The 26,545-nt window shown below is 58.5% G+C and carries 24 protein-coding genes and 1 tRNA gene; 23 read left to right on the forward strand and 2 right to left on the reverse strand.

Going from position 1 to position 26,545, the window contains the following annotated elements:
• Positions 1-9: 9 nt before the first annotated feature.
• From I6J26_RS10570 to I6J26_RS10585, 4 genes are all read left to right on the forward strand, one after another.
• Positions 10-390, forward strand: coding sequence for a hypothetical protein (locus I6J26_RS10570; protein WP_115021542.1), 381 nt, complete (start codon positions 10-12; stop codon positions 388-390).
• 31 nt (positions 391-421) lie between these two features.
• Positions 422-1,348 (forward strand): hypothetical protein, encoded by a 927-nt coding sequence (locus I6J26_RS10575; protein ID WP_115021543.1) that lies wholly within the window; start codon positions 422-424, stop codon positions 1,346-1,348.
• 74 nt (positions 1,349-1,422) lie between these two features.
• A complete protein-coding gene (locus I6J26_RS10580; RefSeq protein ID WP_147279319.1) occupies positions 1,423-1,671 on the forward strand; it encodes a hypothetical protein in 249 nt (82 codons plus the stop codon).
• 12 nt (positions 1,672-1,683) lie between these two features.
• Positions 1,684-2,106, forward strand: coding sequence for a Gp19/Gp15/Gp42 family protein (locus I6J26_RS10585; RefSeq protein WP_115021545.1), 423 nt, complete (start codon positions 1,684-1,686; stop codon positions 2,104-2,106).
• A gap of 137 nt (positions 2,107-2,243) precedes the next feature.
• On the opposite strand, the gene I6J26_RS10590 is transcribed toward I6J26_RS10585, so the two are convergent.
• Entirely contained in the window at positions 2,244-2,411 is a 168-nt protein-coding gene (locus I6J26_RS10590) for a hypothetical protein (protein ID WP_181815352.1), read from the reverse strand.
• Positions 2,412-2,457: 46 nt separating this feature from the next.
• Between I6J26_RS10590 and I6J26_RS10595 the strand changes: the two genes are divergently transcribed.
• From I6J26_RS10595 to I6J26_RS10685, 19 genes are all read left to right on the forward strand, one after another.
• Positions 2,458-2,814 carry a hypothetical protein gene (locus I6J26_RS10595; RefSeq protein ID WP_115021547.1) on the forward strand — a complete coding sequence of 119 codons (357 nt, stop codon included), beginning with the start codon at positions 2,458-2,460 and terminating at the stop codon, positions 2,812-2,814.
• A 424-nt stretch (positions 2,815-3,238) separates the two neighbouring features.
• The gene (locus I6J26_RS10600; RefSeq protein WP_115021549.1) at positions 3,239-4,015 is read left to right on the forward strand and encodes a hypothetical protein; all 777 of its coding nucleotides are present in this window, start codon (positions 3,239-3,241) and stop codon (positions 4,013-4,015) included.
• A 104-nt stretch (positions 4,016-4,119) separates the two neighbouring features.
• Positions 4,120-4,202, forward strand: a tRNA-OTHER gene (locus I6J26_RS10605).
• Positions 4,203-4,301: 99 nt separating this feature from the next.
• The gene (locus tag I6J26_RS10610) at positions 4,302-4,655 is read left to right on the forward strand and encodes a hypothetical protein (RefSeq protein ID WP_115021550.1); all 354 of its coding nucleotides are present in this window, start codon (positions 4,302-4,304) and stop codon (positions 4,653-4,655) included.
• A 108-nt stretch (positions 4,656-4,763) separates the two neighbouring features.
• Positions 4,764-5,279, forward strand: a complete 516-nt coding sequence (locus I6J26_RS10615; protein ID WP_147279320.1) for a hypothetical protein — start codon at positions 4,764-4,766, stop codon at positions 5,277-5,279.
• Between the two features lie 20 nt (positions 5,280-5,299).
• The gene (locus I6J26_RS10620; RefSeq protein WP_115021552.1) at positions 5,300-11,491 is read left to right on the forward strand and encodes a phage tail tape measure protein; all 6,192 of its coding nucleotides are present in this window, start codon (positions 5,300-5,302) and stop codon (positions 11,489-11,491) included.
• Entirely contained in the window at positions 11,491-12,222 is a 732-nt protein-coding gene (locus tag I6J26_RS10625; RefSeq protein WP_115021553.1) for a hypothetical protein, read from the forward strand. The genes I6J26_RS10620 and I6J26_RS10625 overlap by 1 nt, the downstream gene beginning before the upstream one ends.
• Before the next feature lie 13 nt (positions 12,223-12,235).
• A complete protein-coding gene (locus I6J26_RS10630; protein WP_115021554.1) occupies positions 12,236-13,207 on the forward strand; it encodes a hypothetical protein in 972 nt (323 codons plus the stop codon).
• Positions 13,208-13,209: 2 nt separating this feature from the next.
• Complete coding sequence (locus tag I6J26_RS10635; protein ID WP_115021555.1) at positions 13,210-15,150, forward strand: hypothetical protein; 1,941 nt, start codon at positions 13,210-13,212, stop codon at positions 15,148-15,150.
• 12 nt (positions 15,151-15,162) lie between these two features.
• Positions 15,163-16,092 (forward strand): hypothetical protein, encoded by a 930-nt coding sequence (locus I6J26_RS10640; protein WP_115021556.1) that lies wholly within the window; start codon positions 15,163-15,165, stop codon positions 16,090-16,092.
• A 679-nt stretch (positions 16,093-16,771) separates the two neighbouring features.
• On the forward strand, positions 16,772-17,077 hold the full coding sequence (locus tag I6J26_RS10645) for a hypothetical protein (RefSeq protein ID WP_115021558.1): 306 nt from the start codon (positions 16,772-16,774) through the stop codon (positions 17,075-17,077).
• 12 nt (positions 17,078-17,089) lie between these two features.
• Positions 17,090-17,740, forward strand: a complete 651-nt coding sequence (locus tag I6J26_RS10650) for a hypothetical protein (RefSeq protein WP_115021559.1) — start codon at positions 17,090-17,092, stop codon at positions 17,738-17,740.
• 47 nt (positions 17,741-17,787) lie between these two features.
• Positions 17,788-18,654, forward strand: a complete 867-nt coding sequence (locus I6J26_RS10655) for a peptidoglycan recognition protein family protein (RefSeq protein WP_115021560.1) — start codon at positions 17,788-17,790, stop codon at positions 18,652-18,654.
• A complete protein-coding gene (locus I6J26_RS10660) occupies positions 18,654-19,079 on the forward strand; it encodes a hypothetical protein (RefSeq protein WP_115021561.1) in 426 nt (141 codons plus the stop codon). Before I6J26_RS10655 ends, I6J26_RS10660 begins: the two co-directional genes overlap by 1 nt.
• 5 nt (positions 19,080-19,084) lie before the next feature.
• Positions 19,085-19,558: a hypothetical protein gene (locus I6J26_RS10665; protein WP_115024273.1), complete on the forward strand. Its 474-nt coding sequence runs from the start codon at positions 19,085-19,087 to the stop codon at positions 19,556-19,558.
• Positions 19,536-19,832: a hypothetical protein gene (locus tag I6J26_RS10670; RefSeq protein ID WP_115021562.1), complete on the forward strand. Its 297-nt coding sequence runs from the start codon at positions 19,536-19,538 to the stop codon at positions 19,830-19,832. The genes I6J26_RS10665 and I6J26_RS10670 overlap by 23 nt, the downstream gene beginning before the upstream one ends.
• 447 nt (positions 19,833-20,279) lie before the next feature.
• Positions 20,280-20,888 carry a TetR/AcrR family transcriptional regulator gene (locus I6J26_RS10675; protein ID WP_115021563.1) on the forward strand — a complete coding sequence of 203 codons (609 nt, stop codon included), beginning with the start codon at positions 20,280-20,282 and terminating at the stop codon, positions 20,886-20,888.
• Positions 20,889-20,900: 12 nt separating this feature from the next.
• Positions 20,901-24,539 carry a transcription-repair coupling factor gene (mfd, locus tag I6J26_RS10680; protein ID WP_115021564.1) on the forward strand — a complete coding sequence of 1,213 codons (3,639 nt, stop codon included), beginning with the start codon at positions 20,901-20,903 and terminating at the stop codon, positions 24,537-24,539.
• Entirely contained in the window at positions 24,539-25,021 is a 483-nt protein-coding gene (locus I6J26_RS10685) for a hypothetical protein (RefSeq protein ID WP_115021565.1), read from the forward strand. The genes mfd and I6J26_RS10685 overlap by 1 nt, the downstream gene beginning before the upstream one ends.
• Here I6J26_RS10685 and I6J26_RS10690 read toward each other — a convergent pair.
• Positions 25,018-26,505, reverse strand: a complete 1,488-nt coding sequence (locus I6J26_RS10690) for an amino acid permease (protein ID WP_115021566.1) — start codon at positions 26,503-26,505, stop codon at positions 25,018-25,020. The two genes, I6J26_RS10685 and I6J26_RS10690, sit on opposite strands and share 4 nt — an antisense overlap.
• Positions 26,506-26,545: the final 40 nt, after the last annotated feature.

A 26,545-nucleotide genomic window follows, 5' to 3' on the forward strand; every position in this document is an offset into this window, starting at 1 on the left:
GGAGAAAACATGTCGAATCCTACTTTCCGCAGTGGCCCGATTACCTTCGAGGCCGCTACGAAGCTCGAGAAGTTCCGTCTTGTCGCCGTCGCTGACGGCAAGGTCCAGCATGCTGCTGCAACCGGTGGAGTGTTTGGTGCGGTCACCGAAAAGGCAGACCCGAACAACAATGCACTGCCGACGGACATCGCCGTCCACATTGGCCCGGCGTCCGTGAAGCTCGAGGTCGATGGTGGCGACGCCACTGCAATCAAGGCCGGCGCCGCGGTGTTTGCCGCAGCCGACGGCAAGGTTGCTGCTGAAGGCACCGTCCAGGTGGGTGTCGCCGCCTGGGATGGCGAAGGTGACCGCGTGCTGACCACCTTGACCACGCCGATTGCCAACAGCTAATCGTCAACCCATACACAAGGAGGGGTCGTAAATGACCACTATCAATTCTGCATTTGACCGCATGTCCGGTCTCACGGTTGACGAGATGCTCGCCAACCCCACTATCCTTCCGGAAATCTTCCGTGAGTCCTTCGAGGGAGAAGAGGCACACCGTCTGTTCTTCCGCACTATCCCGTCCGCATCGAACGTGGTCGGCTACTACGAGGCGCAGGCCAACTTCCTCGAGGACGACGTTCAGAACGTCGCCGAGTTCGGGGAAATCCCGGTCTCCGACCCGACCGGCGCCGAGTTGCAGACCCTTAAGCTCGCGAAGAACGGTATCGGTATCCGTGTTTCCTGGGAGCAGCGCAACGATAACGACGTTGATGCTGTCCAGCGTGAAATGGTATCTCGCCAGAACACTTTGCGTCGTAAGGATGGCCGTGATGCTCTCGCGGCACTGTCCGCTGCAAAGATTCAGACGTTTGCTGCCACTACTGCCTGGAACCAGGAAGGCTCCAACCCGGCTTCTGACATGCTCGACGCGATTGAGCTCATCCAGGGCGCCGAGGACATCAATGGCAATTACTTTGAGTATGAGCCGGATGTGTTGTGGATTAACCCGATGACGTTGACTGCGCTTAAGCGCAATGCTGAGGTACAGAAGCTCTACATCGGCGACATGGCTCACGAGAACCCATTGTTTACCGGTATTGCTGCGGAGCCGTTGCTGTTCGGCAACCTTCAGGTTGTTAAGGATTTCACCGTCCCGAAGGGTGAGGCTTTCCTTGGCGTTGAGGGCATTTCCGGTTTCATGGCGCAGCGTGAGGACCGCAAGGTCACTGATTTCTACCCGGAGCGTGGAGATTCTCAGCTCGGTGGTGCGAATATGTCGTTCCGTTCGGATGCTGTTCATCGTCGTGGCTTCGGTGTGGATAATCCGAAGTCGGTTGTGAAGCTGACGGGGTTGATGTCGTAATGGTGCGCGTGACCTTGGCTAAAGGCTGTCGCCTGCCGGGTCACCCGGTCAGGCCAGCGGGTTACACGATGGACGTGAGCCAGGACATTTTCGACGAGTTCGCACCCCGTGGCTTCTTCGTCAGTGATACTGGCGATGAGCCAGAACCTGTGGAACCAGTTTCTGAGGAGACCGCCCCGGTGCCGGTGGACGATGAACCTGCAGATGAGGTAAAGCGTCCTGCAAAGACGGCACCGGTGGACGCATGGCGTAAGTACGCAAAGTCCATGGGCGTGGAGGTCAAGGGCTTGTCGAAGCAGGAGATTATCGCGGCGACGCAGTAAGGAGGCCTGCTCATGGAGATTTCGGTTCCCGAGATTGAATCGCGCCTCCCGCGCCCATTGTCGGCAGATGAGCGTCCCCGCATGAAGGCGCTTCTTGATGATGCGGTGGAATATCTCGAGGTGGAGTTTCAGAAGTGTGGGTGCTCGCTTGATGCGGCGTTGGCACGAACTCCGTGGCTTGAATCGGTAGTACGTCGCGTCATTCGTGAGATGGTGTCTGCAGCTGTACTAGTAGGCCCCAATGTGGGTATGCGGTCGGCATCATCTACGACGGGCCCGCAGTCAGATTCCATCACATTTGCCGATGTTGATTCCGTTGGTTGGGGTGGTGTCCGGTTGACTCCGGCGCAGCGTCTCGACTTAGGGTTGTGTATGCCAGGTGGTGCGCGGGGTAAGTTCCCGCGCCCGGCTTACTGGCCGGAGAGGATCTGCTGATGTTTCCTGACCAGCATGGCGAGACAATCAAACTCCTAGGCGAGCCGCGTTACTCCGATTATGGGAAGCTCCTTGGTAGAGAGGTTATCGGCACGGTTGAGCATTGTGTCATCGGCCCTGCCGGAGATTCAGAGGTCTCAGATGATGGCTATTTCACTGCGGACGTAAATCGTCTTCAGGTATTCGCCCCGCCGGGGACGGTAATAGAGGACCGGGCGCGGGTAGATATTCGTGGCCGTGTCTACATCGTTGAGGCGCGTGGCTTTGACTACTCGCTGGGTAGGCGGCCCATTGTGGCGCGTCACCGTCCGAAGGTTGTGTTCACGGCTGTCGCGGCGGAGGTGTCCGACGATGGCGAAAGCTAAGTATTTTCGCCCGTCTTTTCATTGGAATGATGGGGCATTTGAGAAGCTGCTGGCGCAGCCGGAGGTCGTCGAACAGGCACAAGCTGCGGCGGAGAAAACATCGCAGATTGTGCGGGCCGCGTGGCCTTCCGACAAGAAAGAGCTGACACCGGACACGCCGGGTTTCAAGCACGGCTCGCAGTCTGAAGTGTTCAATGTCGAAGTTGGTGCTGGGCGTAATGGTCGTCAGCGTGCCGTCTTGCTCATTAACCATCCCTACGCGGTGGCTTTCGAAGCCCGGCTAGGGGCTATCACGAATGCGATTCATGCGGCGGGATTCCAGATGAACCAGCCGGGAGCGTAAGGGGAGGTGCCTGATGGACTCGATTGCTGGGTTCCTTTTCTCACAGGACCCGGCCCAAAAGCTGTACGCGCAGCTGCGGCGGGCAATCCCCTCGGAGGTGACGGTGTGTGAGCATTCGTTACCGAAGGGGTGGAACCCGACGATGGGGGCTGCTGTTGTGGTTGCCGATGGGGCACCGCAAACCCGGGATACCGGGCATGACCGCACTTTGGTGCGGGTGACTGTTCATGCTCCGACGTTTGCCATTGCGCGGCGGCTGGGGCGAAGTATCAACGAATATTTGCTCAGCCCTATGGGTGGGCTGGGCCTTTCCATTTCCAGAACCCGTTCGACTGGGGTCATTGTTGGCCCAGACAGTCTCAAGGGCGGGTACGTCGCCACATGCTCCTATAGCTGTGGCACCACACGAAAGGTTGTATAAACAATGGCGAAGAAGCGTACTGCAGGACTGAACATTCGAGTCCTCGAGGACAAGGAAGTCCTCATGCACTTCGGGGAGAACCCCGCAATCGACACCCAGACCGGCACTTTCGGCCCTGGCTGGCACTCTGCAGGTCTCGAGCCGAACGATTCCACCTGGAACGAAGCGCGAAACGTGGATTCCAACAAGACACCGCTCACCGGTGGACAGTCTTCAACGTCCTACACCGCAGGCGACGTCAACGGCTCCGTTGACCTGATTCCAGGTTCCCCGGTCCTCGACTATATCGAGTGGCCGGACACCGTCAACCAGGACTCTGTGCTCTACCGCAAGCACACCAACAAGGTTGCCCAGGCGTATGTCGCCCGCGTCCACAAGTTCCAGTCCGGAATCATGGGAATCAAGGTTTCCCGCGAGAAGGCAAATCTCACTGTTCCGGACCGTAACCAGGGCAACGACCCGACCCCCCACACCCTCAACATTGACTATGTCAACGGTGATGATGAGGTCATGTTCGAGGAAAACTACTACCTGATTACGGAGGATTCTGTTGTGAAGGTTGAGAAGAAGATCTTCCAGGACATCGATGACCTCGAGTCCAAGATCGACTCTGGTGAGGCATTCATCCCGCAGGGTGGCGAGAAGGGCACCGTGTACGTCAAGGCCACCGATGATGTAGACAAGGACGTCGACGGTGTGGACCTTACCGAGTTTAAGGACCCGGAGACTGGTGAGCCGGCCGAGGTAGATGGCGCTAATACTGGTGACCCTGCCGCGTAAATGTTTCGGCGGGCACTTTCACCGTGACCGCTGATTCCACCACGATTCCCGTGGCCTAACTGTTACGTCGGTAAATCTGCTGGGGGTGACGTCCCCAGCTCTCTGCTGGTGTAGCTCATTGGAAGAGCGCTGGCCATAAGGATTCAAGAATGCCGGGCCGCTGCAGGTTCGATTCCTGCCACCAGTACTCGGCGTTTTCTTCTCATCTTCGGGTGGTCCCTGAGAAGAAAACGCCTTTAAACATTCATCTGGGACCACCTTGTCATACCTATTGGAGGGACCACGCATGACTGCACGAAAGACCACTAGCAACAAGGTGGAAGTTGCCGAGAACACCGACGAGAAGACCACGACCGCGCAGGAGGCCACGACAGTGGAGACCATCGAGTTCCCTGTCACTCTCGCCAACGGCAACAAAGTCACCCTAGAAGCCATTAAGAACACTGAGGACATGGATTTCGACTTGCTCGAGCACGCGCAGCGCGGCAACTATGCCGTGTTCCTCGCCGGTGCTCTTACAGCTAAGTCTCGTTTCCTGCTCAAGAACGCGGGCGCAAAGGTTCGCGATTATGAGACGGTGTCCACCGCCTATGGCGAGGCTATGGGCGCGGTAGACAACACCATCGACCACGAGGACTAGCCTGTGCTGCCCCTAGAACTTGATGCGACGGGGGCACGCACCGTCAAATTCGATGTTCGCCTAGGGTCAGGACGCACAGTCCATCTTGAAGCTGTCGCTGACCCCGTTATGGCAGGATTTAACTCCGCTATCGAGCTTTTCCGCGGTGCAGAGATAGAACTGAATTTCCTGACTGATAAGGCAAAAATGGCCTGGGTATTAGCATTCCCCAGGCCTGGGGACGTGCGGCGCCTAGTCGAATCATGGCTCGAGGCGATAGGAATTAACCGTGAAAGAGTCGACGTGCTCTTTGGAGTCGTTGACCATCTGGAGCTGGTCGAAGCTGACTTACAAAAGTTTTACAGTCTGGATTTAGGTAGCTGGCCTAGGGGTGAATTGTCGACCAGGCGTCTTGCCGTGCTCATCGAAGGGCTACGGCATCGTCCGGATTCACTGTTTTGGGCTGAGACTCAAAGCGAATTCGACCCGATGAGTACCGAGGCCGTCATTCTTGCCGGGATTTTTGGCGCACTCACGGGGGAGCCGCACCCGCTTCTTATGGCTCGGAAGAACCGCGAGGAGGTCGCCCAGAAGGCCGCGGCGATGGAGCGCATGACAGCGCGTGGCTTAACAGCAGGGGATTAATACAAAAGGAGATTTTCACAATGTCAGATAATGCTCTGGGCTGGGTATCCGTCCCATTCGTCCCCGTTTTTGATGGGATTACCCAACGCATTGAAAAGGGCATGGTGAAGCCCATGACCGCGGGGTCTAAAAAGGCTGCGGATGCGGTACAGAAGACCGCGGATGACATGGTGAAGTCTCTGGAACGACAGGCTGCCGCATCTAAGAAAAAGGTCGATTCCCTTGGTAAGGCTGCGGAGGATGCCGCTGGCAAGGAGGAGGTGGCCCGCCGGAAGGTGCAGGCGGCCATCGCTAAGCAGAAAGCCGCGGAAGAGGACTACCAGAAAGCGTTAGCCAAGGGGGAGTCCGGCTCAAAAGAGCTCTCTAAGCTCGAGGATGCCAAGGCAAAGGTCACTGAAGCGACGATTAAGGCGAAGAAGGCGGAGCAGGACTCTACCGATGCGCAGAAGAAAGCCAAAGACCAGGCCGAGGACTACGCAAAAACAGTCGGCAAGCTTGAGGATGCGCAGAAGTCTGCAAAGGATGAGGAAGACCGTCATAAGGGTGTTCTGGGCGGTTTGCGCAAAGAGATGGATAAGGCGAAGGCCGCAGCTGATGAAGCGGGAACCTCGTTTCACGATATTGGCGCCAAGCTAAAGACCGGCATGGCTGCCGCGGCCGGTGCTGTGGCCGGTGGGCTTGCGGGCCTTGTCAAGGTCGGAACGACTTTCGACAACACGTGGGACACGGTGCGCGCTGGCACTGGTGCCACGGGTGAAGCATTCGAGGCGCTCAAGGAAAACATTCGCAACGTCGCGAAAGAATCTGTAGGCGTTGGTGGAGACTTCGAGGCTATTGGCTCGACCGCCGCGGATTTGAATACTCGCCTAGGGCTGACCGGTAAGCCGCTCGAGGATATGACGCGGTCGATGATGCAGCTGCAGGAGCTGGGCGTCGACGCGGATATTAACTCGTTGTCTCAGGCTATGAACGGCTTTGGCGTGGAGGCTGAGGATATGCCGGCCATGCTGGACAAAATGTTCCAGGTGTCGCAGGCTACGGGTTTGTCGGTGTCTGAGCTTGCAAACTCCGCGGTGAAGGCCGGCCCGTCGTTGCGTGGCTTTGGCTTCGACATGGCTGATTCGGCTGCCCTGGTCGGACAGATGGATAAAGCTGGTCTTGATGCGGATAAGACGTTGCAGTCGATGCAGCGCGCTCTCGCGGAGTTTGCTTCCGAGGGGCGTGATGCGCCGGAGGCGTTGAAAGAAACGATTGGCAGTATCGAGGAGCTTATCAACGCGGGTGACGAAGCAGCTGCGATTGATATGGCCTCAAATATCTTCGGCACTCGTGGAGCTGCGCAATTTGTGGATGCCGTTAAGACCGGCACGCTGTCGGTAGACGATTTCATGGCGGCGACTGGTGCGACATCGGACACGATTAATGGTGTTGCAGAGGAAACTGCCAGTTTTGCGGAGAAGTGGGATCAATTCAAGCTGAATGCGCTGGCTGCTTTGGAGCCGGTGGCGTCTAAGATTTTTGACTCTATTGCTCCCGCGATGCAGCTGGTCATTGATAAGGTCATGCCGTTGGCGGCGTCTTTTGCGGAGCAGCTCGGCCCGGTGCTTGAGGATGTTGTCGGTAAGCTCACCTCGCTTGGTGAGTGGATACTCAAGAATAAGGACTACTTGGTCCCCTTGCTTGCTGCAGTGGGTACTGCGATTGGCTTGTGGAAGGCGTGGGCGCTCGGTATGACTGCCGTGACCACGGCGCTTAAGCTCGCTAAGGCTGCCCAGGAAGGCATGAACCTTGCGATGAAGGCCAATGTTATTGGCATTGTTGTAACGGCGATTGCTGCTTTAGCTGCTGGTCTTGTGTGGTTTTTCACTAAGACGGAGACGGGGCGTGAGCTTTGGGAGAAGTTCACCGCGGCGTTGGTTGACGGCTGGCAGTGGGTGTCGGAGAAGTTCTCCGAGGTATGGGGTTGGATTCAGAACAATGTTCTCAACCCCATGGTGGATCTCTTTCAGAACGTACTTTGGCCGGCTATTCAGTCCGTTATTGGTTGGATTGGTGAGAAGTGGACCTGGCTGTCTGAAACACTGTCCACCGTGTGGAGCTGGATTTACGACAACGTCATTCAGCTCATGGTTGATGGTTTTAACCGACTCTGGGACGCGGTATCTGCAGTCGCCGGCTGGATTTCTGACAAGTGGAACTGGCTATACGGCGTCCTGTTGAATGTGTGGAACTGGTTGGATGAGAATGTCATCCAGCGTCAGATTCAGGGTTTCCACCTTATGTGGGATGCCGTCCTCGCCGTAGCTGGATGGATTGCTGATAAGTGGCAGTGGATGGCAGACCGTCTACGCGATGGTTGGGTATGGATTGATGAGAATGTCTTCAGTCCATTAAAGAGCGGTCTTGACACGGTTAAAGGCTGGTTCTCCACCGCTGTGGATGCCATTGGTCAGATTTGGGATGGCATCAAAGAAAAGACCAAGGCCCCGGTTCAGTTCGTGGTGGACGTCGTCTACAACAGCGGCATTCGCAAGGCGTGGAACGCGGTCGCGGGCCTCGTCGGCCTGGATAAGCTGAAGGAAATTAAGTTCGCGACCGGCGGTATTCTGCCCGGCTACACCCCTGGGCGTGACCCGTACACCTTCATCGAGCCGCGCACCGGTATGCGCATCGGACTGTCTGGTGGTGAAGGCATCCTGCGCCCGGAGGCGACCCGCGCCCTCGGCAAGGACTGGCTGGACAACGTGAACGCCGCTGCCCGGCAGGGCGGCGTGGAGGGCGTACGAAACCGCCTGAAGCACTCCCACTTCGCTAGCGGTGGCGTTATAGACCTGGGCAATTTCGCCAAGGGCGGGTTCACCAATATTGCTGGCGCTCTGTCTGCTATCCAGCAGTCGCATGCGAAGTTCGTGTCCCGATTCTTTCCTGGGCTGTTTACGCTGACCTCGGCGTCCCGTAGCGAGCCGGGCTCGATGCATGATTTCTCTCGTGCAGCAGCAACCGACTGGCAGGCGTCGGATGGTCAGTATGCGACGCAGATGCCTACCCCTGCGTCGAAGGCGCTGGCTAGGGCGATTCACAAGAATTTCCCGAACACCACCCAGCTGATTCACCACCCGCTGGACGGTTGGCAGAACCTTCTGAATGGTGCTCCTTTTGACTATGGTGCAGGGACTAATTCCCAGCATGGTAATCACGTCCACTGGGGTACAAACTCTCCGCTCCGCTTCGATGGTGACGACATTGTCCTGGACGACGTGCCTGGCGGCACCTCTTATAACCCAGTTTCGATGGTTAAATCTCTATGGGACTCGGCAATCAAGAAGATCGGTAGTTTTCCGGGGGCTGACAACTTCGGTGATTGGGGCAAGCTGCCCGGCGCGTACCTCAAAACGATGGCTGAGTCTGCCTGGAACTTCATTAAGGAAAAGGCCGACAAGCTCAAGTCTGCTTTTACTGGTGGCGGTGCTCGTAACGTCCAGGAGTGGGCTCCGGCTGCTACTGAGGCGCTTCGCCGAGCTGGCTACGATAACTCTGCGCTGCAGGCCATGCTGGAGCAGATTGCTATCGAGTCAAACGGCGACCCGAATGCGGTCAACAACTGGGACGACAACGCGGTGAAGGGTACCCCGTCGGGCGGTCTGCTGCAGGTCATCGAACCGACATACCGGGGCATGCGCAACAAGTACCCGGAGGCCTTCGAGGGCTTGCCAGATAACCGCATGGACCCAGTCACTAACATGACCGCGGCTCTTTTGTGGACGAAAACCAAGTATGGTGGGCCATCTAATGTGTGGCCAACCCGAGGCGGTTATGCCTTGGGCGGTGTTATCGATTTGCCGAAGCTGTTTGACCAGGGAGGTTGGCTGGAGCACGGCAAGTCTGCTGTGAACCTCTCCGGCAAGCCAGAGCCGGTGCTCAACTTCGACCAGTGGAAGATGGTCGCTCAGATGATCCGTTCTGGTGCGTCCATGGGTGATGTCGTGCGCGAGCTCGGGCGCCTGGTTCCACAGCTGAAGCAGCAGACTGAGGTGTTCGCTCGGTTTGCTGACAATGCGCAGGCGTGGATGGCTAAGGCCGGTGATTACAACAGCATTGAGGGCATTAATGCCCGTCAGGGTGTGCGCCGCATGCTGGACCTTGGCTTGGATTTGCCGGGGAGTGACGTCATCAAGACGGTTCTTGATGGTGAGGAAGCACTGTGGGATTCTCGCGCCCGCGCCACTAAGAACCTTGACACCATCGTCGAGAAGGAAAAGGCGCTGGAGGAGGCACGAAAGGCTGCATCCGATCTCATGTCTGGGCCTGAGGGAATGTCTAAGTCAGATAAGCGCAAGCTAGATGACGCGCAAAAGGCTGTTGATGAGGCTAAGGCTAAGCAGGCTGAAGCTGATTCGGATGAGAAGCGTGCTAAGGCCGCTGACAAGGTTGCGGATGCTGAGGAGAAGCTGAAGCGAGTTCGTGAGGATATTGATGAGCATTCTGAAGAGAATGCGAAAAAGCATGCTGAGGAGGTGAAAAAGGCTAACGAGGAGGTTTCTAAGGCGGAGCAGGAGCTGGCGACAGCTCGCCGTAAGCAGGCCGAAGACCTCGACAACGTTGTTCTCATCTCGCAGCAGCAGATTGAGAGTCTCATTCCGCAGGCGGAGGCCCTGGCCTCCAAGCTTGTCGGCATGGGCGCCCCGGCCGGTGCTGTTGGTGCCGGGCTGGACATGGTGGTGGGCAAGCTCGCCAGCATTGCCGGCCTGGCTGGCCCGACTGGCCTGACCCTGGGTATGGCAATGGACATGCTCAAGGTCGGCATCGGCATCATCAAGTCCATCGTGGGTGCGATTGTGGATTTGATTCACAGGATTCAGGATGCGCGCATCGCCGCGGTGAAGACCTTGGCCGATGGTCTGCAGGTTGTTGCTGATTACGCTGAGCTCAACTTGCAGCTGCAGGCTAATGTGGCTGAGCTGCAGCAGCAGCTGGTGCGCGGGCTGAACGAGCAGCGTGTGGCCGCGTTCAACCTGGAGATTGCTAACCGCGACCGTATGGTGGCGGAAGCTGAGGGCATGTTGGCGATTGCGCAGGCCCGTATGAAGCTCGACGGTGAGATTGAGAAGGGCGCGAAAATCGCCCAACTCAAGATGATGGGACTGCACGAGGACTGGGACTCTTACAACGCGTTTCAGGCGCAGGTGGGGCGCGGCGTGCTGGCCCAATGGTCGGATGCTGCTCTGTCCGCCCTGTTCACGTATGAGAAGGCGCGTGCGGAGGCTTTCCAGAAGGAACTCAACGCTAAGCTATCTCAGCTGGAGGCTGAGTATGAGCTGGCGGAGCGTGTACGGCAGAACGCCCGCACTCAGGCTGATTTGATTACTGCGCAGGAGCGCGTGATTAAGATGGCCGCCCGCATTTCCGGCATGGACTTGGAGGGTGCTACCGGCCAGGCCCAGATTGCCAAGCTCATGGCCGAGATGGCCGAGAACCAGAAGAACCTGGATAACAATGTTTTCGGTCGCTGGGGCTACAAGCTGGGCGCGTCTGGGTCTCACGCCACGGAGTACCGAGGACAGCTGGCACGCCAGGAGTCCCTGCGCGCCGCGCTGGATGCGGTAGCACGTGAAACGAACATCAGTATTGATGAGGGCCGATTCGATAGCACTCTCAAGAAGATGTCCCGCACGTCGTTCCGTGGTGGTGACCCTATGTCGGTGCTGCGAAGCGAGATGCCAGAGTTGGTGGCTGCGGAAACTGCACTGAAGGTGCAGGAAACGATGAAACCGATCTGGGATATTCGTGACCAGAAGCGCGACATTGACCGCGCGTCTGAGGATTTCCGTGCTGAGGTGGATCACTTTGAGAAGACGCAGCCGCTGAAGGAGCAGATTAAGGGCTTGGATTACGCGATCCGTGGCCTGGAGGCTTCTTCGGCTGCGTTTGCTGAGGGTAATGAGAAGGTGCGCGGCGAGTATTTGGCTGTGGCGCGTGCTAATCAGGCTTCGGCGGAGTCTTTGGGTGTGCGGTGGAAGATGGACCCGCGCTACGCGAGTGCGCATGACCAGGTTCGTCGTGAGACGACGGTGGTGATGCGCGGGGATGAGATGTACACAGCCGACCAGGTGGATCGCCTGCTGGCGGATGTTACGTCTGGGACGAATGCGAGTGTGAAGACTCGTATCTCGTCGTCGTTGCTGGCTAATGCTCGTAGGAAGGAGCTTCGCTGATGGAAGTGACGTTGGTTACGGGTACTGGCGAGGAGTATCTGCTGACTGGGTCGGTGCATACGTCGAAGGTGCTGGCCCCGGTGGGCGCGTTGGTGTCGCTGACCGGTGAGGCTGAGAGGTCTGACCTGGCGGTGCCTGCGCGCTCTGGGGTAGTACCCGGCAAGCGTCGGTTTAAGTCGATGGATACCACGATTGAGTTTCATCTCGTGGCTGATAGCCATGAGGAGATGGAGGCGTTGTATTGGTCGTTTCGGCGTGCGTGGTTGAAGACTGTGGCTGCGAGGGATGCGGCCCCGTGTGTTTTCAGGATTGAGGGTGCGCGGGGTACGTATTTTGTTGACGCGGTGCTGGGAGGCGTGCTGCCTGGTGTCGATGTGGAACCGAGTCGTCGTTTGTCGATGCAGTTAGAGGTTCCGGTATTCAACTCGCGCGGGCTGGCTAGGTCGGTGGCGTTCCTCGAGAGGGGAAGCGTCACAGTTACGAATACGGGCGATGGTGTTATATACCCCAAAATCCGACGAAACGGGCGAACCGGAACACTCACATACCCATCCGGCGCCACCTCATACCTGACTGGCTACATGCCAGAGGTTATTGACACTGACCCGATGGTGCTGCGCGAGGACAAGGTATACCCCGAGGGCGTGGAGCGCGGGGATAGTGCGAGCTGGTCGCTGCCGTCTGGGATGCAACTGGAGTGGTGCCAGCTCGTAGCTGACCCATGGGGATAGAAGGGAGACCATAATGGCTACGGACTGGGCTGCTTGGCGTAAGCACGTCGACTACGTTGTCGACAAGCGTGACGTGTGGTACGGCATCGGCGACGGGGACGGTAATCCGCTATTCACCCTGCCGGAGCCGATTGATAAAGACACCCCGGACCAGTGGATGGAGTCGACTGACCTCGAGGTGACGTTCTCTGCCCGTGGCACGGATGGTGAGATTAACCGGTTGACGGATCTTCTCGTCATGTCGGCGCTGCGTGATTTCGACCCGTCTGGCAAGCTGCCCACCGCCCAGGGTGACTACATGCTGCTAGTCGCTTTTCCTGGTGCGGATGGGGTGGTACGCCGTGGTGGGATGATTACTCACGTGGAGGCCAGTGACACTGACAATGATGGGGTGCCTGCCGAAATCACCGTGCATGCCCTCAACATTATGGATGTGTGGAATACGATTCCTGCGGCGTCATGGCCTGCTGCATGGTGGGCCGCAACCCCATACCAAAACACGGGTGACGAGGCGGGAATCGTGTATAAAACACCCCGGCTCATGGCGAGAATTGAGCTGGCCACCCGCACCACGTTCACATGGAAGCACGGCCCAGCGGGGTTCGTCATCCGCCGCCTGGCGCAAGAATCACTCGACGCGACGATGATGACCCAACAGGACCCTGACGGGAAACGCTGGGTCGACGACCCGTACCACATCGTGGAAGTCCCGGAGACCGACCTATCACCCACCATCGACCTAGAGGCCAAAGACGGTTTCCTGTGGGAGACGGTGGCTGGCCAGGCAGAGAACGCCGGCCTGATTCTGGGTGCGTATTTGTGGTGGCCGGGGGATAAGCCGGTGCGCTCATGGAGCCTGGCGAAATCCCACATGGGCCCTGCTCAGGTGGATATTAGCCCCTCGCAGGGCGCGTCCCAGCGGCGGGTTATTACGCAGACTTTTAGTCACGCGATGATTGTGATGACTGTCAAGGAGGTGCAGTAAAAATGCCTACCCCGTATTTTGTGGCTGACGCAGCACAGGTGACTGTAATGCGGTCTTTGGCCTCCACAGCTTTCGGTACGTACGACCTGGTCTTGCCGGAGGGGATTGCGCTCGAGGACTTGTACGCCTTGGCTGCGCCTGGCAACAAACTGGGCTATGTGGCCGCGCTGGGCGGGGAGCGTGTGGGCGGTATGGCCCGCCGCTTCGTCCGCTCTGACGTGTCCATCACAACCGCGATGGGCGAGCAGGAACCTGCCACCAACGTGGAAGAAATCCTAGACGCTGCCGCCAAGCGCACCAGTGGCGATTTCTTCCTGGAGACGGACATCTCGAAGGCAGGACTGGGACCGTGGGTGCCGTTCAAGGATTTCCAGGTGGGGGACAAGGCCCGCGTGGAAATCTGGGGTACCGTCGTCACCCTGCCAATCACCCGTATCGACGACGACGTGGTGCATGTTGGTGGCCAGCTGGTCTCTGACGCTGACGCACGCCTGGCGGAGAATGAGATTGTACGCCGGGCCCTTGTGGACGACCGTCGAGACCTTTTCGGATTGGACGAGAAGATTGAGTCGTCGGTGTCGTCGGCAACGAAGGAGTGGGATGGTCGCCTTAATGACACGGCGTCAAGTCTCAATAACAATCTCGATGCTGCGACGAAGACGTGGAGCGAGCAGTTAAACTCCACGTCTACTGAGTGGCGAACCCAGCTCGAAGCTTTACAAGCCGGGTTCGTTCAAGACTATGGGGTGCTGGAGTCCCACCTAGAAGAAGCGATTGAGGACGCTGAAGCCCATAGCAAGAAGCTCGAAGCTTTGACCCGTGCTCTGCAGGGCGAGAACCAAGACCTGGACGCCGCATCCAAACTCGTCCTGCAGCGCATTCAGAATTTGACTGATACGGCAAACACGGCCGGGGACTGGGTGGCCGAGAACCAGGACGACGTCAACAAGGCGATCGCCCTGGCCTTGTCTGCGCAGGGTAAGTACAACGAGTTTAACGACATCAAGTGGTTCAAAGACTCGGAGTGGAAAGAACAGCAGATAAAAATTAACCAGTCGAACCTGCTTTTCCAGAAAATGCAGGAGCAGGTCAACGGCCTATACCGGGTCCAATTCATTGACCTGTATGAGTGGCGGAAGCAGGTTAACGACCTACAGGACGCGCAGGACGCGATTAACCTCGCGAACAGGAAATTCCAGGCCTGGCAGCAGAACTACAACGAAATGAACGACTACATCAACCAGGTTCAAAATAATGTTCTGCGAAGGTTGAGCAATGCTCAGCGTGAGATGTCGAGAGCTGTCTCGAATTCGGTTGATGAACTCATGGCCACAAAAGCAGGTTCCAGTCACCCAAAGTCCTCCGTCACCAGTAGGGCCGATGGTGGCTGGCGTGTAAACTTTCCGCCGACCGATGGTCAGAATCTAGTCCACGTGGCGTGGTACACGAAAGGCTCTAATGACCTTCTATCCCTTGGCGGTGAGAAACTTTACTCGAACCTTGGGTCGTTTACGTGCTCTGCGGATACTGATTATTTGTACGCGAAGTGGTCGGTGACGTCGTCGAACGTCGAGTCGATTAACCGCAGCATATCCAATACAGCCGTCGGCCACTACGCGTGGGAGACCCTGCTTAGCCAGTACATCAGCGGCGGAGGCAGGAACTTGTACATGGATGCGAATATCACGTGGAAGGCAGCTAGTCGCGGCGCCACCTACGGTATTCGCCTGGTGCTGAACGGCACAGTCATCGGTGAGACCAGTACTACTTCTCTTGGCCCAGCGACCATTCTGGGTGATGGTGAGCGCTCGCAGACGGTGGTTGGTACGCGTAGCTCCATACCTCGCGGCTCTCGACTTGAACTTCAAGCTATTTCAGGCGCGGGCGCTGGTTTTAGTCGCGGTATTAAGTCCGCATCGATGAGTGGTACCTACACCACCTAAAGGAGGAGAATCATGGCGACAGTGTCAGGCCAATTAAAGTTCGTCACACAACGCCCCGAAACAATCGATGAAATATGGGTGCGTGCCCCTGAGGTGCGTGGCCACTCCGGTGGTCTCATCACCCGAAACCCAGACCGATACAAGGTCACCGGTGGGCGGGTGTCGTTTGAAGCAGCCCCCGGCCCGGCCGTCCTGGTGATGGTGTCCGCAGGCGACCCCGTCGACAGCGTGAAAATGTTTATCGGTACTGGGTCGTCGCAGACGTTGGCGGACGCAGTGAAGGACGCTGACCTACTGGATGATAATAGCGTCCGCGAACTTGACCGTATTCTGCGGGAGATTCAGGCGAGTGTGGGCAGGGCTAAGGAGCAAGCTGATATTTCGGTGAGCCATGCTATTTCGGCTCACGCGTCGGCGGAGGCTGCGGAGAATAGTGAGGATGCGGCGAGACGCTCTGCTACGTCAGCAGAAGAGTCAGCCACTTCCGCTGCATCGTCAGCCACTGACGCGGAAAGCTCCGCAGAGGAGGCACAAACAGCGAAGAGCCAGGCATCCGAGTTTGCTGATGATGCTTCCGGCCATGCTGCTACAGCGGGAGAGCATAAGGACGCCGCCGCCCAGTCTGCTAAAGATGCGGACTCCGCCCTGACTGATACCCGCGTACTGAAAACCCAAGTCGATACCAATATCAACGCTGCGAAAGGCTATCGGGATGCTGCGAAGCGTTCCTCTGATGGTGCCGCGTCCAGCCTCACCCTGGCAAAACGCGAGGTGGAAAAAGCCAAGCAAGTTGCCGGTGGGGACTTCGTCACCAAGGAGGAAATTAGGGGCTACCGGCATACCGTGAAGACGGAGGCTGAGGTGAAGGCTGTGGAGTCGTACGCCCAGGTAGGGGACTTTATTGAAGTACTTGAGACCAACAGAATTTATGAGGTGTATTGATAATGGGTTTGAAACTAGTCAGGACTGGCCCGGTGACACGCCGGGGTGTGGTGCCACCTGGGTCTGGCTGGGTAAATGTGGGTGGTTACAACCCAGATTTGCCGACGAACCCGTATTGGGGTGAAACAGGGGTTTACCACATCACGGTGACGGCGAGGAATGCGGACGACCTGAAAATCATAAATTGGGATAACGACAAGAGTGAGGTGGTGGCCCCGACTGGGGGCCATTATCACACTATTTCTGCGGTGATGGATTTGTCTGACACGCGCCTCGTGATACGTGTGCTGAACCCTACGGATGAGACGAAAGTGATTGTCAATATGCAGCCTCTCTCTCTCTCTCTCTCTCTCTTCGTAGAATCCGCCGCCGCTTGGTTAAGGCGGTGGCATTATGGCGCTAAGGCTCGTCAATACCGTGGCCACCGCATCGGGCGAGGGCTGGTCGGCCAAAAAGACCGGGCAGGTCGCGTTCCTACGATTCTGGGGATTTACGGGCCGCTCCATACAGCTCCCCGCCGCATTTGCCCCGATGGAGTCTCACTCCCTGCCGTACCGGTTCGGGGCTATCGACGTGAGGCCCGGCGGGTCGGTATCAATCATCACCGGCGATTACCTCGGCTCGGTTTACGCCACCGTGAGCTACCCAATCGCCTGACCCCCGCAGGGGGTGGGCACTAATGGCTTTGAAGCTTGTACGCGGGCCGCGCTTTATCACCGCCGATTTTAATGGCGGGCAGTGGGTAGTGTCCTCCACCGCGTGGGCGTCAGATGCCGGGGATGGTCGGCTGAAGATACTAGGCGGAAGCTACCTCATTCATGCCCCCGGAGACGGTGGAGCTATCTACGCAATCGCCCGCTCAGGCGGCTCTAATGGCCCACACATCAATTTTGAAGGCAGCGCAGTGACCGGAAATGGCTGGCTGTGGTACGTCATCTCCAAAACCGATAATGGCCAGCCGCTCATAATTTTCAAACTCGAATAAGGAGAAAACACTATGACCATCGATGAGATTAAAACCGCAATCACCCAGCTCTCAGAAGACGACTACGAGAAAATCCTCTCCTGGGTCATCGGCGACGAACGCGAACGACGCCAAACCCAAGACGCGGTAGAGCAGGCCCGCGCTGAGGACGCACAGGAACTCTGGGAAACCCATCCTGAGCTGAAACCCCAGTTCGCTACTGAGGTGGAGCCGGAGACTAGCATCGACCAGCTTGTTGCGAAGGTCGCCGCCTGGTCTAAGCCCACCAGCCGGGCCACCGCCTACCCACCAGCAGCGCTCGTCTCCCACGACGGGAAGCTGTGGCGGAACCGTCGCTTGGGGCAGAATGCGAAAACGCCGGGCGAAATTTTCTCCGGCTGGCAGGATGTGACCCGTGATTTCCTGCGTGATGAGCCGATTAATACTGAGGGTGAGGATGCCCCTGGACTGATTACGGAACCGGATACCCCAGCTGAGCCGGACACCCCAGACGAGCCGGTGGAGCCTGCCCCCACAGTCCCAGAATGGCGCGAAGGCGAACTCATTACCAAGGGAACAACACGCCTCTACAACGGTGACCTCTACGTCTCCCAGCGGCTCCACACCACCCGTGATGACCGACGGCCGGACACCGCAACCGACTACTGGACAAAGCTCAACTAGCCACCCCGCCAGGGTGGCTTTTTTCATACCCACAAGGAGGGCACAGTATGAGACCAAATCCCGCGTGGCGCGGAGACCCCACGTTCTTGCCGGACGTGTTCCGCGCTTTCGGCGTGAAATTCCGCGAATACCCCGGCTGGAAACAATGGGGCATGGGAGACTTCGGACGCATCCAAGGAGTGTTCTGGCACCACACCGGTGCACGCGGCACCAGCGCCCAATTCATCCGCAATAACCCAAGGCTGGGTAACGCGCTTAGCTCGCAGCTGCACACCGCCCCGGACGGGCTGCAAACTATCCTCGGCGCGGGCATCGCCTACCACGCCGGAAAAGGCTGGGGCTGTGGCTACCCAACCAATAACGCGAACCTTTACTCAATCGGTTTCGAGATGCAGCACAACGGCACCGACCCCTGGCCCGAGCAGCAGCTAGAATCCACGCGCCGCGCCACCGCTGCAATCCTCTGGTTCCTCGGCAAGCGCGCCACCGTGGAGACCATGACCGCCCACTGGGAATACTCTCTTAAAGCCCAAGGTAAATGGGACCCGGGACGCGGTGATGGTGTTTCCGGCCACATGATGGACATGAACATCCAGCGCCGCAAGGTCAATGAGCTCATCGACAGATTCAACACCTACGGCACCCTCGACCCGAAGAAGGAGGCCACGCCAGTGACGAATCACCAGGCCAACCTGTACAAGCAAATCACTACATTCATCAGCGGCTACCTTGGCCCGCAGATTGATGCGATTCAGGAAATCTGGGCGCAGCTACGCGGCCCGAAGGGTAAGGGGTGGTCCCAACTAGGGAAAAACAGCAAAGGTCAAAACCTCACATTGGTGGACGCGGTGGCGGCGCTACGCCATGACGTGGCCAACCTCTCCCAAAAAATCGACCAGATTGGAGCACGCTAATGGCATCCGCATACCAGCAAGCAGTACAGCAAGAACTGAAAGACCAGCCCACCTGGCTGCGCTACAAGGGCAGTATCATCATCATCGCTACCGGCGTGGCCTCAATACTCGCGCAGCTGGCCGACAGCCCAGAGCTGGCAGACACGTCCTTCACCGTGGGGCTAACCGCCGGCGCGACCATCCTGGGCTTCTTCGTCAACCGTTTCACCAAGGACGGCATCACCCCATCTGCCGCCCGTAAGCTCGAAAAAGCCGGGCTACGCGCCTACGCAGACCGCCCGAGCCTCAGCGGCATGCCAGACGACTACCAGCAGCCAGGCAATACCACCGCTGGCTATGAGCCCCCCGCTGGTTTCGCTGAGCTGCCTGTGTATAGCGGTGAGTCCACCGCCAACCAAGGTGGACGCCACCGGGCAGGGGAGTGACCAGCATGCCGATTGACCACTTGCCCGCCAAATACCAGCCGGCCGCACGACGGCTACGCGCCTGGTGCATGGGTGACGCCCCGGCGCTCATCATCCTGGGCTTAGGCATCATCGCACGCGGCACCAGCTACCTGCCTCCATTCATGTCCCCCCATGCGCAGGCAACACATCCCGCTGAAGGGGCGCTTACTATGCCCACATGGGGCGTGGTGTGGATAATTATCGGCGCGCTGTGCTTGGTCGCCGCGTGGTGGGAGCGAGCAGCGCCCCTTGCCGTCGGCGCAGGCGTCGGACTCAACGTCCTCTGGGGACTGAGCTTCATCGCAGACAGTATCGTCGACGGCAGTCCACGCGGCTGGGTACCAGCAGTCGGCTACCTATCGACCGCGGGCCTCGTCGTCTGGGCAGTCTGGCGAGGAAGCCGCGAACCAATGCCCGGGAGGGAGGAATTCGCCCGTGAATTCAACCGGGCTGGATAGCGCATCCCTCTCCACCATCATCGTCGCCATCATCACGACTATCGGCGTGCTTGGCGCGGCCTATCTGAAAGCAAGCGCAGACAAAAAATCATCCGCGGCGGAAACGTGGAAGTCTTTCGCCCAAGAGGTCAAAGCTTACTGTGATGACCGCGTCGATGCATTGGAGAAAGATCTTGTAGACCATGTGGATTACGCCACGTGGCTTAATGGGCTAGACCTGCCGCGCCCGCCGTTTTTGTCTTTCCACGAGTGGAAAAACCACCATGAGCGCTAACCACGCTTGTGAAGAATCGACCCTCACCTTGATAGGTGGGGGTCTTTTTCTGCGTTTTAGGGCAATAAAAATGTCTCCGCTGATGGCTAGGCGGGGGTAGGGGCTGGACCAAATCCGTGACGGAGTTTTGACGGAGTTTTGACGGAGAATGAACCGTTTCCGCAGGTCGCCAAACGTCGCCAGTGCAACCGTCTACCAATAGAAAAATAGCCCACCACCTGCATAAAAGCAGGTAAACGGGCCATGCTAATCAGCTTCCCCACCAGGACTCGAACCTAGAATGACGGTACCAAAAACCGTAGTGTTGCCGATTACACCATGGGGAAACAGCGCACACGTTATGAGCGCTGGAGGACATGTTACCTGACGGGGGTCGAGAGTCCTAAACACCTCCCCGCTTTCTCTGTGAGTGCGGGTCATGTCCGGTGGGGGAGATACAGTAGAAGCATGGTTCGACAAAGGATGACCGGCCGTGAGCGCCGTGAACAGTTGATTTCCATTGGCCGGGCGGCCTTCGCGGAGCTTGGCTTCGATGGCGCCAGCGTAGAGGAGATCGCCGCGCGCGCAGGTGTGTCCAAGCCGGTGGTGTATGAGCACTTCGGCGGCAAGGAAGGCCTCTACGCGGTGGTCATCGACCGCGAGCTGGTGGCCTTGGAAAAGTTAGTCATTGAGTCCTTGCAAGAGGGCTCCTGGCGCGAGCGCATCGAGCGCGGCGTGGTGGCGCTGTTGACCTATGTGGAAGAGGAGACTGATGGCTTCCTCATCCTGGTGCGTGATTCGAAGCCGGGGGATGAGCGCAGTTTCTCCACGCTGCTGAACACCGCGGTGAATCAGATTGCCCACATTTTGGGAGAGGCTTTTGAACACCGTGGGCTCAACCCCGAGCTCGCTGTGCTCTACAGTCAGGCGCTCGTTGGCATGGTGGCCACCACGGCCCAATGGTGGCTGGATGAGCGTGAGCCTTCCCGCGAGACTGTTGCCGCGCATATCGTGAACTTGTGCTGGAATGGCCTGGCCGGAATGGAAGCTGCACCGAAGTTGAAGGGAGATGAGTAGGTGGCAACTCCGATGCTGGGAGGACTGCTCAAGGTAGCCGCCTCCGATCCCAAACTCAAAGGCCTTGCCGCCCAGGTAGGTACGCAATCTCTACACATTACGGGCATCGATCAGGCCCGTCCCTGGGCTATTGGCACCCTGGCGCACCATGCGCCGGTTCTCGTTGTGGCAGCGTCGGGCCGCGAGGCCGAGGATCTCAGTGCGGAGCTCACCGCGTTGTTGGGAGACAAGGTTGCGTACTTCCCCGCGTGGGAAACGCTCCCGCATGAGAGGCTCTCGCCGGCACCGGACATCGTCGGTAAGCGCGCCCAAGTCCTCGACCTAGTTGGTGCGGGCAAGGCCCAGGTTGTGGTGACCTCAGCGCGCGGCTACTGCCAGCCCATCCTCAGCAAGGTGGAGGGGCGCGCACCGATTTTCCTCAAAGAAGAGGAAGAGCATGAGTTTTCTCATATCGTCTCTGAACTGGAGTTTCGCGCGTATAAACATGTAGACATGGTGGCTAAGCGCGGCGAGTACGCTACGCGCGGCGGCATCCTCGATATTTTCCCCACGACGTCCGATTATCCGGTGCGTATCGAGTTTTGGGGCGATGAGATTACGGATATCCGCCAGTTCTCCGTAGCGGACCAGCGAGCTATTCAGGAGATTGAGGTCGGGGAAGTTGCCATCTACCCTGCGCGCGAGCTTCCCATCACCAACGAGGTGGCTGCACGGGCTCGCGACCTAGCGCAGAAGTTTGGCGGCAATGCGGCACTGGCTGAGCTGCTTACAAAGGTCGGTGAGCACATCCCGGCCGAAGGTATGGAGGCATTGCTCGCCGTGCTTGCCGACGAACCCTTTGTCACCCTTCCCGAACTCCTCCCCACCGGAACACACGTGCTCCTCGTGGCACCGGAGAAGATCCGCACCCGTGTCGCGGATTTGGAATCCACGGATGCCGAGTTCCTTGCTGCCGGTTGGGAGGCTGCCGCCATGGGCGCAGATGGCCCGCTTGCGGCGGAAGGGCTCGATACGGAAGCCTCTAGTTACCGCTCCTATGAATCTTTGGAAGCGACGTGCGCGCAGATTGAGGCTCCCCTGTGGACTTTTGCGCCCCCAGGCATGTTTGCCGCTGCGGAATCGGAGACCCTGCCGCTCGATTACGAACCTGGCCCCACACCGCGCGGCGATATCGAGCAGATCGATGCCATGATGGCGCAGCTGCTGGCCCACACCACTGCGGGCGGACGGGCAGCCTTCATCGCCCCTGCCCAGGGTGCTATCAAGCGCATGGTGGAGCGGTTTGCTGAAAAGGGGATTCCCACCAAGGTCGCTACTCCTGGATGGGAACCTAGCCCAGGTGAGGTCACGCTCTATCAAGCGCTGAGTCATGCTGGTCTGGTTTTCCCCAAGGTGCGCAAGCTTAAGGACGCTGAAGCGCTTCCGCTCGTCGTGGTGACAGAAACGGACCTGACGGGTAACCGCGTGGGCGATATTGCGGGCGCTAAACGTCGCCCAGCAAAGCGCCGCAACCGCGTCGATCCGCTGGCACTTAAGCAGGGTGACTACGTGGTGCATGAAACACATGGCATCGGCAAGTTCCTCAAGATGGCCGAGCGCACCATCCAGTCTGGTGACGAGACCTCGCGCCGCGAATACATTGTCCTCGAGTACGCAGCTTCCAAGCGCGGCCAGCCTGCCGACCAGCTCTGGGTACCCATGGACTCGTTGGACCTGCTGAGCAAGTACACGGGTGGAGAAGCGCCAACGCTGTCTAAGATGGGCGGCTCGGATTGGAAGAACACCAAGAAGAAGGCGCGCGCTGCCGTACGTGAAATCGCCGGCGAGTTGGTAGAACTCTACGCCAAGCGCCAAGCCGCACCTGGCCATCAGTTTGGGCCCGATACGCCCTGGCAGGCGGAGATGGAGGATAACTTCCCCTACGTCGAAACCGAAGACCAGATGCTGGCCATTGATGCCGTCAAGGAAGACATGGAATCCTCAGTGCCGATGGACCGTGTCGTCGTCGGTGACGTGGGCTATGGCAAGACTGAGGTGGCGGTGCGCGCTGCCTTCAAGGCAGTCCAAGACGGCAAGCAGGTCGCAGTGCTCGTACCGACTACGCTGCTGGCACAGCAGCACGCCGATACGTTCCGCGAGCGCATGCAAGGTTTCCCCGTCGACATTGAGGTGCTCTCGCGTTTTACCTCGGCCAAGGAATCCAAGGAGATTCTGGCAGGCTTGGCAGATGGTTCCGTGGACATTGTCATCGGTACTCACCGCCTGCTGCAGACAGGCGTGCAGTGGAAGAACTTAGGCCTTATCGTCGTCGATGAGGAGCAGCGCTTCGGCGTGGAGCACAAGGAACACATCAAGGCGCTCAAGGCGAGTGTGGACGTCCTCACCATGTCCGCAACTCCGATTCCCCGCACCTTGGAAATGTCCATGGCAGGTATCCGTGAGATGTCCACCATCTTGACCCCGCCGGAGGACCGCCATCCGGTCTTGACCTATGTGGGCGCCTATGAAGATAAGCAGGTTGCTGCTGCAATCCGCCGCGAGCTGCTGCGTGACGGTCAGGTCTTCTTCATCCACAACAAGGTTGCGGACATCGAAAAGAAGGCCCGTGAACTGCGTGATCTCGTGCCAGAAGCTCGCATCGTGGTGGCCCACGGCCAAATGAACGAGGACATTCTCGAGCAAACCGTCCAGGGCTTCTGGGACCGCGAGTTCGACGTGCTGGTCTGTACCACCATCGTGGAAACCGGCCTGGACATCGCTAATGCGAATACCCTCATCGTGGAAAACGCCCACCACATGGGCCTGTCCCAGCTGCACCAGCTGCGTGGGCGCGTAGGCCGCTCCCGCGAGCGCGGCTACGCCTACTTCCTCTACCCGAAGGGCGCCACGCTCACAGAAACCTCCTACGACCGACTGGCCACCATTGCCCAGAACAACGACTTGGGCGCAGGTATGGCCGTGGCCATGAAGGACCTGGAGATGCGAGGAGCCGGCAACGTGCTCGGTGCTGAGCAATCCGGCCACATCGCTGGCGTGGGCTTTGATCTCTACGTCCGCCTCGTGGGCGAGGCCGTGGAGACCTTCAAGGCGCTTGCTAGGGGAGAAGCCCCAATCGTTACGGACGAGGGGCCGAAGGAGATCCGCATCGACTTGCCTGTCGACGCCCACATTCCAGAAAGCTACATCAACTCCGAGCGCCTGCGCCTCGAGGTCTACCGCAAGTTGGCAGCCTCCAAGGACAATGCGGACCTCCAGAACACCGTGGAGGAGATGGAGGACCGCTATGGTCCCGTCCCGGAGCCGGTGCAACGCCTTCTGGCTGTGGCGCGCTTGCGCCACCAAGCGCGCCGGGCAGGTGTCGCCGACATCACCGTGCAGGGAACCCGCATCAAGGTCCACCCGGTGGAGCTTGCGGATTCCAAGCAAGTGCGCCTCAAGCGCCTCTTCCCAGGCTCCAACTACCGTGCGGCCGCCAAGGCTATCCAGCTCAACTTCCCCAAGGCCGGACGCAATGTCACGGATCCCAAACTGCGTGACGTTGAACTTCTCCAGTGGATGGCGGATTTCCTGGCGTCGATGTTTGAGCTCGAGCGAGTCGACGTCAGCGGTGCTAAGACGAAGAAGAACGTCATTAGCGTAGGAGAAAAGTAATGGATGCCACCAACAGCCCTAGTATGAAGCCGCGCTCTAACTCACGAATAGCTCTGTTGGTGGTGTGGATTGTCGCGGCGCTGGTGAGCATTCCTGCGGTGTTGGCGCTGAAGTTTGTGAGCGGGAATGCAGGCTGGTACGCCGTCATGCTGATGTTGGGTGGGGTGGTGCCCCTAGGAGTATGGATGCTCCTGGGGTTTATCCCGCTGTTTATTCTCAGGGACTACGACAGCAACCTGGTGTGGGCATGGGCGGGGCTGGCTATGGTCTTCATCGGATTTATCATCGGCGGCGCCAACCTTCCGGACTTTGGCGATACTGGCCCTGCCGGTGTCCCCGCCTGGTGGCGTGGCAACGAGGACGCAGCCACGATGACCGGCATGCTTTTTCTCGGCATCAGTGCTGTTGGCCACGTGCTGTGGCTGGTGAGCTGCATTGTTTATGCGGTGAAGTCTCACCGCCAACAGCCCCCAGTTCTTTAGAGAACGAGTGCGCCGGTGCTCAGTCCCCACACGGCAGCAATGGCGCCGATAATGACGATCGCCACCACACACCACTCGAAGGTATTGAACACGCGCTCCTTCTTGTACAGGCGAGTAGCCACGTACGGGATCAGGCTCGGAAGCACGGCAAGCGCGCCGAGGAGCACGTAGACCGGATCGGCGGCGTAGATGAGCCACAGGGAGTAGATGAAGGCGACGAGGCCGATGAAAAAGTGGCGTCGATTGCTACGGCGTCCTACCTCAGGCCCGGAGAGATCAAACTTCACACCAGCATGCGGGTGGGTCAGCCCCTTGCCACGCACGGTGAGAAGAACCAAATACAACGAGGAGAAGATGTAGGGAAGGAGGTACATGATGGTGGCCAGCTGCACCATGGCGTTATAGGAGGTCTCGTTGAGGAAGAAGACGATGACAAAGAGCTGAATCGCCAAGGTGGAAATTAGCTGCGCTACCCACGGTGCGCCGGCAACGTTGACGGTGCCAATCTTGCGGGGGATGAGGCCGTCGATAGCCATGAGGACAATCGGCTCCGCGCACAGCATCTGCCAGGACACATACGCGCCCAGGACGGACAGGCACAGGCCAAGGGAGATGAGCGCGCCGCCCCATGGTCCCACTACGGCGGTGAGGACAGAGGCCATGGAGTTATCCGGCAGTGCTGCCAGCTCTTCCTGAGTAAGTACGCCGAAGCTCAGGGTGGAGACGGACACGAGAAGCGCGAGAACGCTGACAAAGCCGATCACTGTAGCGCGGCCAACGTCCCTGCGGGTGCGGGCCTGCTTGGAGTACACCGAAGCACCCTCCACACCGATAAAGACCCACACAGTAAAGAGCATGATGCCTTGTACCTGCTCAAAAACGGACTTGTCGGAGCGCTCGCCCCAGAAGTCCAGAGTGAATTTATCCCAGCTAAAGCCCACGAACAGGACGATGACGACGAAGGCAAGGATGGGCACGATCTTGGCCACCGAGGTCACCATATTCATGATGGCTGCTTGCTTAATACCGCGGGCCAGAACGGCAAAGATGCCCCACGACAATAGCGACACCGCGATGGCGGAGGCCCACTGGTGATCAGCATCGAAGAAGGGCACGTAATGGCCGATGGTATTGAAGAACAAGGTGGCGTAGCCCACCTGCGCCATGACGGAACCAAGCCAGTATCCCCAACCTGACGTAAAGCCAATGAAGTCACCCAAGCCGGCGCGGACGTAGGAGTACACACCGGAGTCGAGGTGTGGCTTGCGGTGGGCAAGAATCTGGAAAACGAATGCTACAGAGAGCATGCCGACGCCCGCGATGAGCCATCCCAGCAGCATGGCGCCGGGTCCGGCCACGGAGGCAATATTTTGCGGCAGAGAGAAGATGCCGGCGCCCACCGTGGAACCGATGATGAGCGCTACAAGCGTCCACAGCGTCACGGAGTGCGTGCGCGGCGATTCGGTGAGTGTTGAAGAGGTCATTGGTCAAAAGTACCCCTTAAGGCGGGTTTATGCGCAACTG

Origin of the sequence: Corynebacterium minutissimum, assembly GCF_016889765.1 — a bacterium.
Classification (GTDB): domain Bacteria; phylum Actinomycetota; class Actinomycetes; order Mycobacteriales; family Mycobacteriaceae; genus Corynebacterium; species Corynebacterium minutissimum_B.